Here is a 14,373-nt window from a genome sequence, read left to right on the forward strand (position 1 = left end):
CTTTGCTCGACATAAAAAAGGCGCTGAGCCATATGGCCCAGCGCCCAATGGCGGCCATCAGAAGTGGAACGGAGCCGAGTCAACCCCGCCCCCCGCGAGCACCACTTGTTTAGCGAATGTTGTAGAACGCGGCCTTGCCGGCGTAACGCGCGCTGCCCTCGAGCTCGTCCTCGATGCGGATGAGCTGGTTGTACTTGGCGATACGGTCGCTGCGGCACGGGGCGCCCGACTTGATCTGGCCGGCGTTGACGCCCACGACCAGGTCGGCGATCGTGGAGTCCTCGGTCTCGCCGGAACGGTGGCTCACGATGCAAGCGTAGCCGGCCTCCTTGGCGGTCTCGATGGCCTCGAGCGACTCGGTGAGCGTGCCGATCTGGTTGACCTTGACCAGGATCGCGTTGGCGGCACCCAGCTCGATGCCCTTCTTGAGGCGCTCGGTGTTGGTGACGAACAGGTCGTCGCCCACCAGCTGCACCTTGTTGCCAATGCGACGGGTGAGCTCAACCCAGCCGTCCCAGTCCTCCTCGGCCATGCCGTCCTCGATGGAGATGATGGGATAGGTGTCCACGAGCTTCTCCCAGTAATCAACCATCTGGGCACTCGTGTACTCCACGCCCTCGCCCTTGAGCTCGTACATGCCGGTCTCGGCGTTGTAGAACTCGGTCGAGGCCGGGTCCATGGCGTACATGAAGTCGATGCCGGGCTTAAAGCCGGCCTTCTCCACGGCCTTGGTGATGTACTCGAACGGCTCGGCATTGGTCTTAAGGTTGGGGGCAAAGCCGCCCTCGTCGCCCACGCCGCCGCCCAGGCCGGCCTCGTGCAGCACGCCCTTGAGGGTGTGGTAGACCTCGGCGCACCAACGCAGGCCCTCGGCAAAGCTCGGGGCGCCCACCGGCATGATCATGAACTCCTGGAAGTCGACGTTGTTGTCGGCATGCACGCCGCCGTTGAGAATGTTCATCATGGGCGTGGGCAGCAGGTGAGCGTTGACGCCGCCCAGGTACTGGTACAGCGACAGGCCCGCCGACTCGGCAGCGGCGCGGGCAACGGCCAGCGACACGCCCAGGATGGCGTTGGCACCGAGCTTGGTCTTGTTGGGGGTACCGTCCGCGGCAATCAGCGCGGCATCGACGGCACGCTGGTCGAAGGCGTCGAGGCCGACGACGGCATTGGCGCACTCGTTGTTGACGTGCTCGACGGCCTGAGAGACGCCCTTGCCCAGATAGCGGCCCTTGTCGCCATCGCGCAGCTCGCAAGCCTCAAAGGCACCGGTCGAAGCGCCCGAAGGCACCATCGCGCGACCGAAGCTACCGTCCTCGAGCACAACCTCGACCTCGACGGTGGGATTGCCGCGGCTGTCGAGCACCTCGCGACCGTAAACGTCCAAAATATCGCTCATGTTGTCTCCCTCTCACTTGGAAACGTAGTGGATGCAAGCGACCGGCTGACCGTGCACCATCGGTGCGTCTCCGTAAGTTAGCCATGTCGCACTTTTTGCATTATGCCCTAAGCTAGCCGAGGGATACACTTGATTTTCGAAAAATTTAGCGGAAACGATGAGGCGTGTCAGCCCGTCGTTCCCGCAGTCTTACTCCTCCGCCTTTGCGGCATCCCACAGGTCGTTGAGGCCGTGGGTCGAAAGCTCGGCAAGATCCACGTGGGCGTCGGACGCCATCTGCTCCATCGCGGCCCAGCGACGGCGGAACTTTGCTGTGCTGGCGCGCAGGGCACTCTCGGCGTCGATCCCCTCTTTGCGCGCGACGTTGACCAAGGCAAAGAGCAGGTCGCCAAACTCCATCTCGCGCTCGGGCGTTCCGGGGGCCTCGGCCTCAAACTCGGCACGCTCCTCGGCGACCTCGTCCCACACGTCTTGGACCGTCTCCCACTCAAAGCCCACGGCAGCCGCCTTGCGCGACACCTTCTGCGCCTGCATCAGCGCCGGCAGATGCGTGGGCACGCCGTCGAGCAGGCCCTCGGGCGCAGCCTCGCCTGCCGCCACGGCCTTGTCCTTGGCGGCTTTCTCGGCAAGCTTGACCTCGTCCCAAATCTTGAGCACCTCGTCGGAGCTCTCGGCATCCGAATCGCCAAACACGTGCGGGTGGCGACGGATGAGCTTGGCATCGATATCGCGCGCCACGTCGGCCAGTGTAAACTCGCCGGCGTCGGCCGCAATCTGCGCATGCAGCACTACCTGCATGAGTACGTCACCCAGCTCCTCGCGTAGGTGAACCGCGTCGTCCGCCTCGATGCAGTCGAGCGCCTCGTAGGCCTCCTCGATCATGTTCTTGCCGATGCTCTGATGCGTCTGCTCGCGGTCCCACGGGCAGCCGTCGGGCTGACGCAAGCGCCAGATAGTCTGCACCAGATGCTGCAGCTCGGCCGACGCGTCTACCAGCGTAGACAGATCGCGCGAGCCCTCGGCATTTTGCTGAGCCATGTGCTGTGCCATGGCTACTCCTCCTCCATGACCACGTGGCGGAACGCGCCGCCCTCGTAGATGCCGTAGCTGTGCGAGCCGTCCTTGGGGATGCTCACGCTACCGGGGTTGAAGAGCCACAGGCCCGGGTGCGCGGCGCTTTCCTCGTTGACCTTGATGTGCGTATGACCGTAGACGAGCGCGGAGCCCTCGGGCAACGCGGGCGCGTGGTCGACGCTGTTGTGCATGCCGGCGCCAAAGACATGGCCGTGCGTCAGGAACAGCTCGCGGCCGGTCTCGTCGAACAGCGTGGCGTAGTCGGCCATGACGGGGAAGTCGAGCACCATCTGGTCGACCTCGGCGTCGCAGTTGCCGCGCACCGCGATGATGCGGTCGGCCAGGGCATTGAGCAGCGGGATCACGTGCTTGGGGGCGTAATCGCGCGGCAGGTCGTTGCGCGGACCGTGGTAGAGCAGGTCGCCCAGCAGCACGATGCGGTCGGGCTGCTGGGATTCGATGGCGGCGACCAGGCGCTCGGCCCAGTATGCCGAGCCGTGGATGTCGGAAGCGATGAGGTATTTCATGGTGGTCCTTTCGGGTGGGGTTGATGGGACTGGGCGTGGCGTGCCACCGGCCGCGCTATTCAAATCGCAGTGCCGCGGCTTGTGCCGCCTGCATCACGCGCTGGAGCGGCACATTATGCTCGCGAGCGAGACGGGCGCAGTCCTCGTACTCGGGCGCTGCACGCTCGCTGCCATCGGGCAGGGTCGCCACCTTAACGGATACCTCGCCCCATGGCGTCGTTACGCGCTCAAAGCGGCGTGGCAGGCAAACGCGTTCCATCACCTGGCGACGAATGGCGTTGGTCGTGGTCTCCAAAAAGATGATCGTCTGCAGGCGCTCGATATCCTCATGCGAGCAGATCACCTGCAGCTGCCAGCCGGGACGGCCTTTCTTGCAATAGACGGGCAGCCAGTGCACCTCGCGCGCACCGGCCTCGCGCAGGCGGTCGGCGGCGTAGGCGAGCACCTCGGGCGACGCGTCGTCGATGTCGCATTCCAGCTTGACGATGGTTTCGGGTGCATCGGTCTCGCGGGACAGCGGAGATTTGCTATCGCATTGCATACGGTCCGGATCCTTTCCGCGCGGGCTCGTTTTGTTCATCCAAACGCTAGCACATCGCGGGCGGCGCAAGTGTGGCGGCGCGCGATGAGCGCGATTTTCCTTGTCCGCAAGAAACCGACACTCCACCGCCTCAGCCAAACGTGTACGTCAGCCTCCAAACATGTCATTTTTTGTCGGTTTTGGAGGCTGACGTACACGTTTTGGAGCGGGGCCGATGCTGCGTGGCGACCTCCGCACGCCACCCGTCCTTTCCAGTCGATTTCGGCCCCCGGCGCGCTCGTCGCATCGGGGGCCGCGCCATTACAATGGAGCAGATTCGCTTGACGCAAAGGAGCTGCCATGCCCGCATGCCCGCTGGTCGATTGCCACACCCATACTTCGTTTTCGGACGGCCATGCCTCGTTTGAGGACAACGTTCGCGCCGCCGCTGCGGCCGGCTGCCGCGTCATGGTCTCGACCGACCACCTCACCCTGCCCGCCAGCATGGACGCCAACTGCGAGGTGCAGGTCGTCGAGGGCGGCCTGACGGCGCATCGTCTGGCATTTGAGAACGCCCGCAAGCTCGCTGCGCAGATCGCGCCGGAGCTTGAGCTTATCTATGGCTTTGAATGCGATTGGTACGAGGGCTGCGAGCCTTTGGTCGAGCGCTGGTCCCGAGGCGCCGTCGTGCGCCTGGGCAGTGTGCATTGGATTGGTAACCCAGGCGATATCATGGCCGGCGCCGCGGGTACGGCGGGAACGGAAAACGTCGCTCGTCCCGATACACCCGATTCCCTTTGCGGTTGGATCGACGACGACACCAACCTGCACGTTTGGGAAAACCTGGGGGTACGCGGCGTGTGGGAGCGCTATGTCGACGACTGGTGCCGCGCCTGCGAGAGCCCGCTCAACTTTGATGTAATGGCTCACCCCGACCTGGTCATGCGCTTTTCGAAGGAAGGCTTTGCGCCCGACTTTGACCCCGCACCGTTTTGGCAGCAGATGGCCGAGTGCGCGCACGATACGGGCCGCCGCGTTGAGGTCTCGACGGCCGCACCGCGTAAGGGCTTGGACGACTACTACCCCGCAACCGGTCTTTTGCGCTGCTTTGCCCATGCCGAAGTGCCGATCACCTTTGGCTCGGACGCGCACCGCGCCTGCGATATCTGCTGGAGCATCCGCGAGGCCCAGGCCCACGCCTACGACTGCGGTTATCGAACCTTCGACATCCCCCACCCCACCGGCGAATGGGAACCCACACCCCTCGACTAGCCATCCCTTCATAAGTTGCGGTGGAATAGGGATTGTTTTGCCTGATGAAGCGCTTAAACAGTCCCTATTTCACCGCAACTTCCATGACCCCGTTACACCAACAAAGACTGTCCCAAACGACTAGTCGTTTAAGAACGTCCCCAATGACTAGTGGCGGCGGGCGTTGAGTTCACCGGCGAGTTCGTCGAGGGTGATACCGTAGCGCTCGAGCGTCACGAGCAGGTGGTAGACCAGGTCGCCGGCCTCGTAGCGGATATGATCGTGATCGTTATCCTTGCAGGCCATGATCACCTCGCTCGCCTCCTCGGCAAGCTTCTTGAGCAGCTCATCCTCGACGTCGGTCAGCAGACGCGCGGTATAGCTCTCCTGCGGCGACGCGTCGCGACGGCCGTGGATCACCTCGGCCAGCCCCGTCAGCGTCTCGCCAATATTTCCATCCTGAACATTCGCGGTGCGCACACCCATGGTTCAATCCTTTCTGGTTGGCCAAGCGCCTAGTCGAGCGCCCGCCCTACGCGAGTTTCTTAAAGAAGCAGGTACGGTTGCCGGTATGGCAGGCCGGACCCGGCGAGTCGACCTTGACCAGCAGCGTATCGCTATCGCAGTCGGCCCAGAGCTCCTTGACCTCCTGCATATTGCCGCTCGTCGCACCCTTGTTCCAGAGCTCCTGGCGGCTGCGGCTCCAAAACCACGTGGTACCGGTCTTGAGCGTCAGCCCCACCGACTCCTCGTTCATCCAAGCAACCATAAGCACCTCGCCGGTGTCATATTGCTGAACCACACAAGGAATCAATCCTTTGGCGTCGTATTTAAGATCCGCTGGAGTAGTAATTTCTCTCATTTCAATTCCCCAATTTAAACATCGCCGGTCGGCGAGGGTTGTCCAGGTGCCCGAGATTCCGAGCGACAAGCCCGACGACGCGTACTTAAGTACGCGAGGAGGGTTGGAGCCGGAAGGTCGGGTGCCTGGACAAGCCGCAGCATTAGAAGTCCAATCTCACAGGAATGCCCTGTGAGGCCATATACTCTTTGACTTCGCGAATGCTGAAGGTTCCAAAGTGAAAGACGCTCGCCGCCAGCACGGCATCGGCCTCGCCCTCGATCACGCCCTCGGCAAAATGCTCGAGCGTACCCACGCCGCCGCTCGCAATAACGGGAATCGGCACCGCGCGCGCCACGGCACGGGTGAGTGCCAGGTCAAAGCCGGCCTTGGTGCCGTCGCGATCCATACTGGTCAGCAAGATCTCGCCGGCGCCGCGACGAGCCGCCTCCTCGGCCCACGCCACCGCATCGACACCCGTAGCGTTGCGACCGCCCGCCGTGAAGACCTCCCACTTGTCGGCCCCCGGCTCACCGGGCAGGCCCACGCGCTTGGCATCGATCGCCACGACCACGGCTTGGCTACCAAACGCCGCAGCGGCTTGGCTGATCAACGACGGATCGCGCACGGCCGCCGAGTTGAGCGACACCTTGTCGGCACCGGCGGCAACCATGGTGCGCATGCCCGCCAGGTCGCGAAAGCCGCCGCCCACGGTATAGGGAATGGCCAGTTCCTCGGCAGCATGCGCTGCCATCTCGATAGTCGTCGCGCGGTTATCGCTCGTGGCGGTAATGTCCAAGAAGACGACCTCGTCCGCACCCTCGCGGTCGTAGGCGCGCGCCAGCTCCACCGGATCGCCCGCATCGCGCAGGCTCACAAAGTTGACGCCCTTGACCACACGGCCGTCCTTGACGTCCAGGCAGGGAATCACACGTTTGGTAAGCATGGGCTACTCCTCCCCTCGGGCGGCGGCTAGCGCCTGTACCAGCGTAAAGTTGCCCTCGTAGAGCGCACGGCCGGTAATGGCGCCCTCGATGGCATCCTCGCCCACCGCGGCAAGCGCGCGGATATCGTCGAGCGTCGAGATACCACCCGAAGCCACGACGGGAAAGCCCGCGACCTCGGCCACATGGCGATACGCCGCCACATCGATGCCCGTCTGCATGCCATCGCGCGCGATGTCGGTATACACCAGATGCTTAAAGCCCAGCTCGGAAAGCTGCGCCACGGCATCGTCGAGTGCCACGCCCGCGCCGTCGCGCCAGCCGTTCACCTTGACCTGGCCGTCGCGAGCGGCGATGTCGGCCACGAGCAGCTCGCCAAAGCCTTGGGCCGCCACCTCGGCAAAACCTGGCTCGGTCACGAGCACGGTGCCCAGCGCAATGCGGCGAGCACCATAGCCTGCCAGCTCGTCGATGCGTGCGAGTGAGCGAACGCCGCCTCCCACGTCCACGGACAGACCGTCGACGCCGCAGATGGCCTTAATCGCCGCCGAGTTGGCAGCGCATGCGTCCTCGTCCTCGCCAAAGGCAGCGGATAGGTCGACGACATGCACCCAGCTTGCGCCCTGCTCGGCAAACGAGCGGGCAACGGCCACGGGGTCGTCGGAATATACCTTGCAGCGGCTGCGGTCGCCGCGCTCCAGGCGCACGACCTTGCCGCCGATCAGATCGATTGCGGGAAACAGGATCATCGGCCGACCTCCTCGACGATGTTGACGAAGTTCTTAAGGATGCGCTGACCCAGCGCGGAGGATTTCTCGGGATGGAACTGGCAGCCCCACACGTTGCCATGGCGCACGATGCACGGGAAGCTCCGCGTATAGTGCGTGCGCGCCAGCACATCGGCGGCATCGGCGTCGTCGGCCACCGCGTAACTGTGGGTGAAGTACATGTTGGCGCCCTCGGCAAAACCGACAAGCAGCGGATCGGCCGTACCGGCGGGCGTCATGTGCACCTGGTCCCAGCCCACGTGCGGCACCTTCAGGCGGCTCGACTCCAGGCGCGTGCACGAACCGCGCATAATACCCAGGCCATCGACCCAGAGGGCACCGGCCCGCTCGGAGGCGTTGCCGTCGGCGACCGCGCTCTCGCTCGCAGGAACGCCCTCGTTGCCACGCTCAAAAAACAGCTGAAGGCCCAGGCAGATGCCGAGCAGCGGAGTTCCGGCGGCAACGGCGTCGAGCACCGCGTCCGCCTCGCCGCTCTGGCGCATAAAGGCGATCGCGTCATAGAACGCGCCCACGCCCGGGATAACCAGGCCGTCGGCGTTGCGGATCTGCTCCGGATCATCCGACGTGCAGGCGGCGGCACCGGCGCGCGCAAGCCCGCGCACGACGCTCGACAAGTTGCCCTTGTGGTAGTCGACCACCACGATCTTCGGTTCGCCCACGCGACCCCTCCACTTCTCATCATCCAAAACCACCACAAAGGGGACAGGCACCTTCGTGGTGGTTTTACCCTTGTGACGGTTACAGTGAGCCCTTGGTGCTGGGGATACCCTGCACGCGGGGATCGAGCTCGCAGGCGCGGCGCATCGTGCGGCCCACGGCCTTAAAGGCGGCCTCGATAATGTGATGCGAGTTGCCACCCGCCAGTTCGCGCACGTGCAGCGTGAGCTTGGCATCGCGTGCGAAGGCATAGAAGAACTCAACGGCCAGCTCGGTATCGAAGCTGCCCACGCGCTCGGTCGGCACGGGCAGCTCGCAGTAGGCCTGGCCGCGACCCGAAATGTCCACGGCAGCCATCACGAGCGTCTCGTCCATGGCAATCGCCGCGTCGGCAAAGCGCGTAATGCCCGCCTTGTCGCCCAACGCTTGGCAAAACGCCTCGCCCAGCACAATGCCCGTATCCTCGACGGTGTGGTGCGCGTCGACCTCAACGTCGCCTACCGCATGCACCGTCAAATCAAACAGGCCATGGCGACCAAAGGCGTTGAGCATATGGTCGAAAAACGGTACGCCCGTCGAGATATCGCACACGCCGCATCCGTCTAGGTCGAGCTTGACGACAATGTCGGTCTCACCCGTCTTGCGGGTCACCTCGGCATAACGGCCCATCTACATCTCCTCCTTCACCAGCGCGGCAAACGCAGCCAGCACCTCGTCGTTTTCCTGCGGGGTACCCACGGTAATGCGAAGACAGTCCGCGAGCCCCGGCGCATAGCTAAAATCGCGCACCAAAATCGAATACTCATCGCGCAGACGCTCGCGCACGCGCGTGGCATGCGGCGTGCGCACGAGCACAAAGTTCGCCGCGCTCGGCCACACCTCCACGGGCAGGCCCTCGGCAGCCATCGCGCGCAGAGCGGCCAGCTCGCGCGCGCGCTCGGATGCGACCTGCGCCACCACAGGCGCATAGGCATCACGGGCACGCACGCAGGCAAGTGCTGCCGCCTGGCTCAGCACGTTGACCGAGTAGATCTGGCGAATCGCCGCGAACACCTCGATAACCTCGGGCGCCGCGATCACGTAGCCCAGACGCGTACCGGCAGCGCCAAACGCCTTGGACAGCGTATGCAGAATCACCAGGTTGGGATGCTCGGCGATAAGGCCTTGCGCCGTGGTGGCCGCGCCAAACGAATCGTCGGCAAACTCAACGTAGGCCTCGTCGACCATGACCATGCCGGGGCACGCATCGCACAGGGCAGCGACAAAGTCGAGCGGCGCCACATCGCCCGTGGGATTGTTGGGCGAGGTCACAATCGCAAGGTTGCACCCGGGTGCGGCCGCGAGCACAGCTGCCTGGTCGAGCTCAAAGGTCGCCGGGTCGCGCCACACGTCACGCACCTCGGTCTGGCACAGAGACGCAAAGAAGGCATACTCGCTAAAGCACGGCGGGCAGTTGAGCAGGGTCCTCCCCGCGCCGCCAAACGCCAGCAGATAGTTATAGAGCAGCTCGTCGCCGCCGTTTCCCACGCAGACATTCTCGCGCGCCACACCATGCCAAGCGGCAAGCTCGTCGCGCAGGTCGTTCGACATGGGATCGGGATAGCGGTTGAGCGGCGTGGCAACCAGGGCCGCGTCGACCGCCTCGCGCACGCCGGTCGGCGCGGGATAAGTGTTCTCGTTGGCCGAAAGGTTGATGCGCGTGGGCGTAAAGTTGGGATCGTAGGGCTCAATACCGGCCAAGTAAGGCTGGACGAGCTCCTTCATGCGAGGTGTGAGCTCGGCCATATTAGGCCTCCCCGCCGGTCGCGCCAGCGCCATCCGCGCCCGTAGCCGCCAGGTCCACGCCCTCGGCAACTGTCGCCACGGCGTCTCCCGGCCAAGCGACCTTGGTCAGGTCGGCCGCGGCGAGTGACGCGGCGCTCACGGCATCCTCGCCCTGCTCCAGCGCGCGACGGCGCAGGGCGGCCGAAAGCGCGTGCGCCCACAGGCCCTCGGCCTCGGCCAGACGCTGCGTAGCAGGAGCGTCGGAGAGCAGGCCCTCGGGCGTATAGCAAATAACGCTCGAGCGCTTGACGAACTCTTCGACCGAAAGCGGGTTGGAGAACATGGCCGTGCCGCCGGTCGGCAGCGTGTGGTTGGGACCGGCAACGTAATCGCCCAGCGGCTCGGAGCTCCAGGCGCCCACAAAGATAGCACCGGCATTGCGAATGCCGCCGAGCAGACCCATCGCATCCTTGCAGTGCAGCTCAAGGTGCTCGGGCGCCACGGTGTTCACGGCCTCGACGGCGGCAGCCATGTCGGCGGCAACCACGATGGTGCCCTCGTTATCGAGCGAGGCGCGTGTGATCTCGGCGCGCGGGGACTGCGCCACCAGAACGTCGATACCCGCCTCGACCTCGCGCGCAAACTGCTCGTCGCAGGTCACGAGATAGCAAGCCGCCAGCGGATCGTGCTCGGCCTGGGCCATCAGGTCTGCCGCGACCACCATGGGCTTGGCCGTGGCATCGGCCAGCACGCAGACCTCGGAGGGGCCGGCGACCATGTCGATGCCCACGTCGCCCGAGACAATCTGCTTGGCGGCGGCAACAAAGGCGTTGCCCGGGCCGGTGATTTTGTCGACGCGCGGAATGGTCTCGGTGCCGTACGCTAGCGCGGCCACAGCCTGAGCGCCGCCCACCATATAGATTTCGTCCACGCCGCCGAGCTTTGCCGCGGCGAGCGTGTAGGGGCTGATCAGGCCGTCTTTTTGCGGCGGGGTCACCATAACCACGCGCTTGACGCCGGCGACCTTAGCGGGAATGGCATTCATGAGCACCGTGGAGGGATACTGCGCGCGACCGCCCGGCACGTAGATGCCGGCCGCCGCGAGCGGGGTCACCTTAACGCCGAGCATCGTGCCGTCCGCACGCGTGGTAAACCAGCTCTGCTCGACCTCGCGCTGGTGGAACTCGCGAATCTGGCGCGCGGCCTTCTCGAGCGCGGCGACAAAGGCCGGGTCGAGGCCTTCGAGCGCGGCATCGATCTGCTCTTGCGGCAGACGGAAGCTCTGCAGCTCAACACCGTCAAAACGCTGGCAGTAATCGCGCACCGCGGCATCGCCGTTGGCACGCACGTTGGCCACGATATCGCGGGCGGCGTCGACGATGTTCTGCGGCAGCACGCCCTTGCGGTTGAGCTGGTTGGTAACGAGGCGCTCACCGGGAGCAAGCTTGATGGTCTTCATATCGGTATCCCCTATCGGTTGAGGTTGCGTTTGAAAAACGAGATGCTGGGCAGCGACACCAATCGGTCCGCAGCCCGGATATGGGGGCGCCCGTGCGCGCTCGCGCTATTGTGCCGAACCCGCGACGGGCTCAAAATGCTTGTCCTTCACGGCAGCAGCCAGACGATCGGCCAAGTTGCGAACGCGCGGATCCAGGCGCGCGGCACCCGGGTTGACGAAGAAGCGCGCCGTGCAGTCCATAATGCGGCCGGTGATGACCAAGTCGTTGTCGCGCAGCGTGGCGCCCGTCGCGGTAATGTCCACGATGCGATCGGTCATGCCGACGATGGGTCCCAGCTCGATGTTACCGTGCAGGGAGACGATATCGGCGTTCACGCCGCGCTCGGCATACCAGGCGCTCGCGATGCGCGGATACTTGGTGGCCACACGAAGCGACCCGCGACGGGCATAGTTGCGCTCGGCCTGGCCGGCGCGCCACGCGGGCTCCGCCTCGATAAAGGTGCACAGGCCGTAGCCCAGATCGACCAGCTGCAGCAGGTTGAGGTCGGCCTCGATAAGCGAGTCCCAACCGCAGATGCCGCAGTCGGCGCCGCCGCAGCCCACAAAGGCGGGCGCGTCGCTGGGGCGCACGATGACAAACTCGATATCGCCGACCGTGCCCTCGCCGGCGCGTGTGTCGCGACCGCGCACGATGAGGTGACGACCGGGATCGCGCAGCTCCGAGACGTCCAGGCCCGCGGCCTCGAGCACGTCGAGCGTGTCGGCCTTGAGCGAGCCCTTGGGCACGGCAATGCGCAGCGGACCCTCGGCACCACGGCCCGCGGCGTGATCGCCATCGGAAGCAGCGTCCTCGGCCGAGGTGCGCGCAGCCTCCAGGCGCTCGAGCGAAAAGGCAAAGCCCGCCGCCGGCACCTCGATACCGTCGCCAAATGCGCCGGTAAAGATGGAGTCATAGCGTCCGCCCGAACCCACCGGATCAGGCAGGCCGCCGGCATAGGCCTTAAAGACCAGGCCCGTGTAGTAATCGAAAGAGTTCATGATGGAGAAGTCGAACGACAGCACCTGGGCGTCCTCGGGAGCCAGGCCCTCGACCAGGGCACGCAGCTCGCGCGTGAGCGGCGCGACAATGCCCGCCGCCGTCAGAAGCGCATCCACGCGGTCGAGTACCTCGGCACCGCCGTGCAGACGTGGCAGCTCGCTAATGGCGGCCTTGACGGCATCGGACTCGGCGCTTGCCGCCACGCGGGCATCGAGGCCCACGAAGTCGTTGGCGTGCACGCAGCGCAGCGCCTCGGCAGCCAGCTCGCGATCCTCGCATACCGCGAGCAATTCCTTAAAAGGACGCACGCTGCCTGCGATGATGCGCGCATCGGGAAGTGCCAGCTCACGCACGGCCTCCGCCACCAGCGAAACAATCTCGACATCGCCCGCGGTATCGCCCGCACCGATAAGCTCAAAGCCCAGCTGTGTAAACTGGCGCGAGCCGCCGGCGTTGCGCTGGCACTCACGAACCACCGGCGCCTCGTAGCGAAGGCGCAGCGGCAGATCGGCCGCGCGCATGCGGGTCGAAACCAAGCGCACGATCGGCAGCGTGTTGTCGGGACGGACCACCAACAGGCGACCGTCATCATCAAAGAGCTTAAACGGCGTATCCGCAATGCGGCCGCCTTCCTCGAGCGACCCCTTGTCCTCGAGCAGCGGCGTCTCGACCGGCAGGTAATGATGCTCCCTGAAGCAGCCCTTCACCGTCAGCGCAATCTCCTCGCGCGCCTGAGCCTCCTCGGGCAATATGTCCCGGAATCCCCACGGTGTGGCTGTCATCTGGTGAGCCTCCTCATGCTGTGCTTCGTATAGAACAGAAGACCGGCATAGCTCCGCCGGTCTTCTGGGTACTTTAGCATACTAGAGTGCTTGCGGGGCGAATCGTCTCCCGCGACTCACAGCGTATTCATTTGGAAACATAGGAGCGGATTGTCGCAACCCAACCCCACCTAGACGCCAATCGCACGACGATACTCTGCCATTACCTGCGCATCGGCAGCTGCGGGGTCGGCAAAATAGCGCCAGTCATAGGTCTCGGCCGAAACAACTCCGCGATAGCCGCGCGCCACCAGCCTATCCAGGTCGGCGCGCATATCGCGGTCGCCGTCACCCCAAGCAAGATGCGTCGTGCCATCTGCCGCAACATCGACAAAATGCACGTGGGCGACATCATCGCCAAGCAGATCGAAATAATCGTCGATGGTATCCCCCGCCACCGCCATAGCGCCCAAATCCAGACATGCCTTAAGCGCCGGATGATCAACCGCCTCGATCATGCGCTTCGTGTCAGCCGCCGAGTTCACGATTATCGACTCAACCGGTTGTAGAGCCTCGAGCACCAGTCGCACGCCGCGTTCTCCCGCATGCTCGGCAATCGCACGCAGCATCGAGGCGCTGCGACCCCACGCGTCCTCGATCGGCTCGTTCAAAAAAGCCCAGCCGCTCGAGACCATAACCTGCTCGGCTCCAAGTTCCGCCGCGATATCCGCAACGTTCTTAAAGTACGCGAGCGTGCGGGCACGCGCCTCATTCCCGCGCGCCGCGATGTTCCACGGCTTGGGGTTGTTCTGTTCGGGACAAAGCCCCACAATCCGAACCCCATACCGCTGTGACAGCTCCCGCACCTGCTCGAGCGAATCGTATCCGTGGCAATCAACGTACAGATGCATCGCCCCAGTCCAAAGCTCGCAGCACGTGTAGCCTGAGGCCGCTGCCGAGGAAAAGAATTCCTCAAGGTCAAAATAACGATGGCTGATATTCATGACGGCAAGCTGCGGGTAGCTCATAATTACTCTCCAACCCAAACGAGGCCCCGTTCCATGTAGGAGCGGGGCCAAATTGCACAAACGTTATTTGCTCTTAGTAGTCGAACTGGTGATAGTAACGGCGATACTTGAGGTTGTGCTTGGTGACCGTCTCGTAGTAGCGGGCCAGGCGGTCGGTCACGAGCACCGTCAGGATCCACGGGGAGACGATGACGCGGAACTCGTCGTCAAGGCCGGGGATCGCGAACTCGGCGGTGTCGATGACGTTGATGTCGGTGTCGCCGGTCACGCCGCGGGTCAGGAAGGCGCGGACGCGCTCGTCGAGCTTGCGGTTCTCGTCCT

Annotated in this window: 15 protein-coding genes and 1 pseudogene; 1 reads left to right on the forward strand and 15 read right to left on the reverse strand. The window is 64.4% G+C overall.

Translation table 11 applies throughout. The features are described from left to right. Positions 1-109 precede the first annotated feature (109 nt). From eno to larC2, 4 genes are all read right to left on the reverse strand, one after another. On the reverse strand, positions 110-1,399 hold the full coding sequence (eno, locus tag AB5202_RS07755; RefSeq protein ID WP_161144569.1) for a phosphopyruvate hydratase: 1,290 nt from the start codon (positions 1,397-1,399) through the stop codon (positions 110-112). A gap of 189 nt (positions 1,400-1,588) precedes the next feature. Beyond that, positions 1,589-2,449, reverse strand: a complete 861-nt coding sequence (mazG, locus tag AB5202_RS07760; protein WP_368144134.1) for a nucleoside triphosphate pyrophosphohydrolase — start codon at positions 2,447-2,449, stop codon at positions 1,589-1,591. A 2-nt stretch (positions 2,450-2,451) separates the two neighbouring features. After that, the gene (gene yfcE, locus AB5202_RS07765; RefSeq protein WP_368144135.1) at positions 2,452-3,000 is read right to left on the reverse strand and encodes a phosphodiesterase; all 549 of its coding nucleotides are present in this window, start codon (positions 2,998-3,000) and stop codon (positions 2,452-2,454) included. 55 nt (positions 3,001-3,055) lie between these two features. After that, on the reverse strand, positions 3,056-3,541 hold the full coding sequence (gene larC2 / locus AB5202_RS07770; protein WP_368144136.1) for a nickel pincer cofactor biosynthesis protein LarC2: 486 nt from the start codon (positions 3,539-3,541) through the stop codon (positions 3,056-3,058). A 339-nt stretch (positions 3,542-3,880) separates the two neighbouring features. Between larC2 and AB5202_RS07775 the strand changes: the two genes are divergently transcribed. Continuing rightward, positions 3,881-4,792, forward strand: coding sequence for a PHP domain-containing protein (locus AB5202_RS07775; protein ID WP_368144137.1), 912 nt, complete (start codon positions 3,881-3,883; stop codon positions 4,790-4,792). Between the two features lie 147 nt (positions 4,793-4,939). Here AB5202_RS07775 and hisE read toward each other — a convergent pair whose 3' ends face one another. The 11 genes and pseudogenes from hisE to AB5202_RS07830 form a co-directional block, all read right to left on the reverse strand. Continuing rightward, positions 4,940-5,257 carry a phosphoribosyl-ATP diphosphatase gene (hisE, locus tag AB5202_RS07780; RefSeq protein WP_006235893.1) on the reverse strand — a complete coding sequence of 106 codons (318 nt, stop codon included), beginning with the start codon at positions 5,255-5,257 and terminating at the stop codon, positions 4,940-4,942. Positions 5,258-5,303: 46 nt separating this feature from the next. After that, the gene (gene hisI, locus AB5202_RS07785) at positions 5,304-5,633 is read right to left on the reverse strand and encodes a phosphoribosyl-AMP cyclohydrolase (protein WP_006235892.1); all 330 of its coding nucleotides are present in this window, start codon (positions 5,631-5,633) and stop codon (positions 5,304-5,306) included. 142 nt (positions 5,634-5,775) lie between these two features. Further along, positions 5,776-6,558: an imidazole glycerol phosphate synthase subunit HisF gene (gene hisF / locus AB5202_RS07790; RefSeq protein ID WP_368144138.1), complete on the reverse strand. Its 783-nt coding sequence runs from the start codon at positions 6,556-6,558 to the stop codon at positions 5,776-5,778. Positions 6,559-6,561: 3 nt separating this feature from the next. Next, positions 6,562-7,305, reverse strand: a complete 744-nt coding sequence (locus AB5202_RS07795) for a 1-(5-phosphoribosyl)-5-[(5-phosphoribosylamino)methylideneamino]imidazole-4-carboxamide isomerase (protein ID WP_368144139.1) — start codon at positions 7,303-7,305, stop codon at positions 6,562-6,564. Next, positions 7,302-8,003: an imidazole glycerol phosphate synthase subunit HisH gene (locus tag AB5202_RS07800; RefSeq protein ID WP_368144140.1), complete on the reverse strand. Its 702-nt coding sequence runs from the start codon at positions 8,001-8,003 to the stop codon at positions 7,302-7,304. The genes AB5202_RS07795 and AB5202_RS07800 overlap by 4 nt, the downstream gene beginning before the upstream one ends. Positions 8,004-8,082: 79 nt before the next feature. Continuing rightward, positions 8,083-8,670 carry an imidazoleglycerol-phosphate dehydratase HisB gene (gene hisB / locus AB5202_RS07805; protein ID WP_368144141.1) on the reverse strand — a complete coding sequence of 196 codons (588 nt, stop codon included), beginning with the start codon at positions 8,668-8,670 and terminating at the stop codon, positions 8,083-8,085. After that, a complete protein-coding gene (gene hisC / locus AB5202_RS07810) occupies positions 8,671-9,786 on the reverse strand; it encodes a histidinol-phosphate transaminase (RefSeq protein WP_368144142.1) in 1,116 nt (371 codons plus the stop codon). A gap of 1 nt (position 9,787) precedes the next feature. After that, a complete protein-coding gene (hisD, locus tag AB5202_RS07815) occupies positions 9,788-11,224 on the reverse strand; it encodes a histidinol dehydrogenase (protein ID WP_368144144.1) in 1,437 nt (478 codons plus the stop codon). 105 nt (positions 11,225-11,329) lie between these two features. After that, positions 11,330-13,045, reverse strand: a complete 1,716-nt coding sequence (gene hisG / locus AB5202_RS07820; RefSeq protein WP_368144145.1) for an ATP phosphoribosyltransferase — start codon at positions 13,043-13,045, stop codon at positions 11,330-11,332. 170 nt (positions 13,046-13,215) lie between these two features. Then, entirely contained in the window at positions 13,216-14,052 is an 837-nt protein-coding gene (locus AB5202_RS07825) for a sugar phosphate isomerase/epimerase family protein (protein WP_368144146.1), read from the reverse strand. 73 nt (positions 14,053-14,125) lie between these two features. Then, positions 14,126-14,373 (reverse strand): annotated as a pseudogene (locus AB5202_RS07830) (SIS domain-containing protein); the annotation flags it as partial.

This window comes from Collinsella aerofaciens (assembly GCF_040915545.1).
GTDB classification, from domain to species: Bacteria; Actinomycetota; Coriobacteriia; order Coriobacteriales; family Coriobacteriaceae; genus Collinsella; species Collinsella aerofaciens_BE.

What these genes read in the sequence shown, in the direction of transcription:
- hisG (WP_368144145.1), bottom strand. Translation starts at nt 13,045, where the DNA reads ATGACAGCCACACCGTGGGGATTCCGGGACATATTGCCCGAGGAGGCT.
- hisD (WP_368144144.1), bottom strand. Translation starts at nt 11,224, where the DNA reads ATGAAGACCATCAAGCTTGCTCCCGGTGAGCGCCTCGTTACCAACCAG.
- yfcE (WP_368144135.1), bottom strand. Translation starts at nt 3,000, where the DNA reads ATGAAATACCTCATCGCTTCCGACATCCACGGCTCGGCATACTGGGCC.
- AB5202_RS07775 (WP_368144137.1), top strand. Translation starts at nt 3,881, where the DNA reads ATGCCCGCATGCCCGCTGGTCGATTGCCACACCCATACTTCGTTTTCG.
- larC2 (WP_368144136.1), bottom strand. Translation starts at nt 3,541, where the DNA reads ATGCAATGCGATAGCAAATCTCCGCTGTCCCGCGAGACCGATGCACCC.
- hisC (WP_368144142.1), bottom strand. Translation starts at nt 9,786, where the DNA reads ATGGCCGAGCTCACACCTCGCATGAAGGAGCTCGTCCAGCCTTACTTG.
- AB5202_RS07825 (WP_368144146.1), bottom strand. Translation starts at nt 14,052, where the DNA reads ATGAGCTACCCGCAGCTTGCCGTCATGAATATCAGCCATCGTTATTTT.
- AB5202_RS07795 (WP_368144139.1), bottom strand. Translation starts at nt 7,305, where the DNA reads ATGATCCTGTTTCCCGCAATCGATCTGATCGGCGGCAAGGTCGTGCGC.
- hisF (WP_368144138.1), bottom strand. Translation starts at nt 6,558, where the DNA reads ATGCTTACCAAACGTGTGATTCCCTGCCTGGACGTCAAGGACGGCCGT.
- mazG (WP_368144134.1), bottom strand. Translation starts at nt 2,449, where the DNA reads ATGGCACAGCACATGGCTCAGCAAAATGCCGAGGGCTCGCGCGATCTG.
- hisE (WP_006235893.1), bottom strand. Translation starts at nt 5,257, where the DNA reads ATGGGTGTGCGCACCGCGAATGTTCAGGATGGAAATATTGGCGAGACG.
- hisB (WP_368144141.1), bottom strand. Translation starts at nt 8,670, where the DNA reads ATGGGCCGTTATGCCGAGGTGACCCGCAAGACGGGTGAGACCGACATT.
- eno (WP_161144569.1), bottom strand. Translation starts at nt 1,399, where the DNA reads ATGAGCGATATTTTGGACGTTTACGGTCGCGAGGTGCTCGACAGCCGC.
- hisI (WP_006235892.1), bottom strand. Translation starts at nt 5,633, where the DNA reads ATGAGAGAAATTACTACTCCAGCGGATCTTAAATACGACGCCAAAGGA.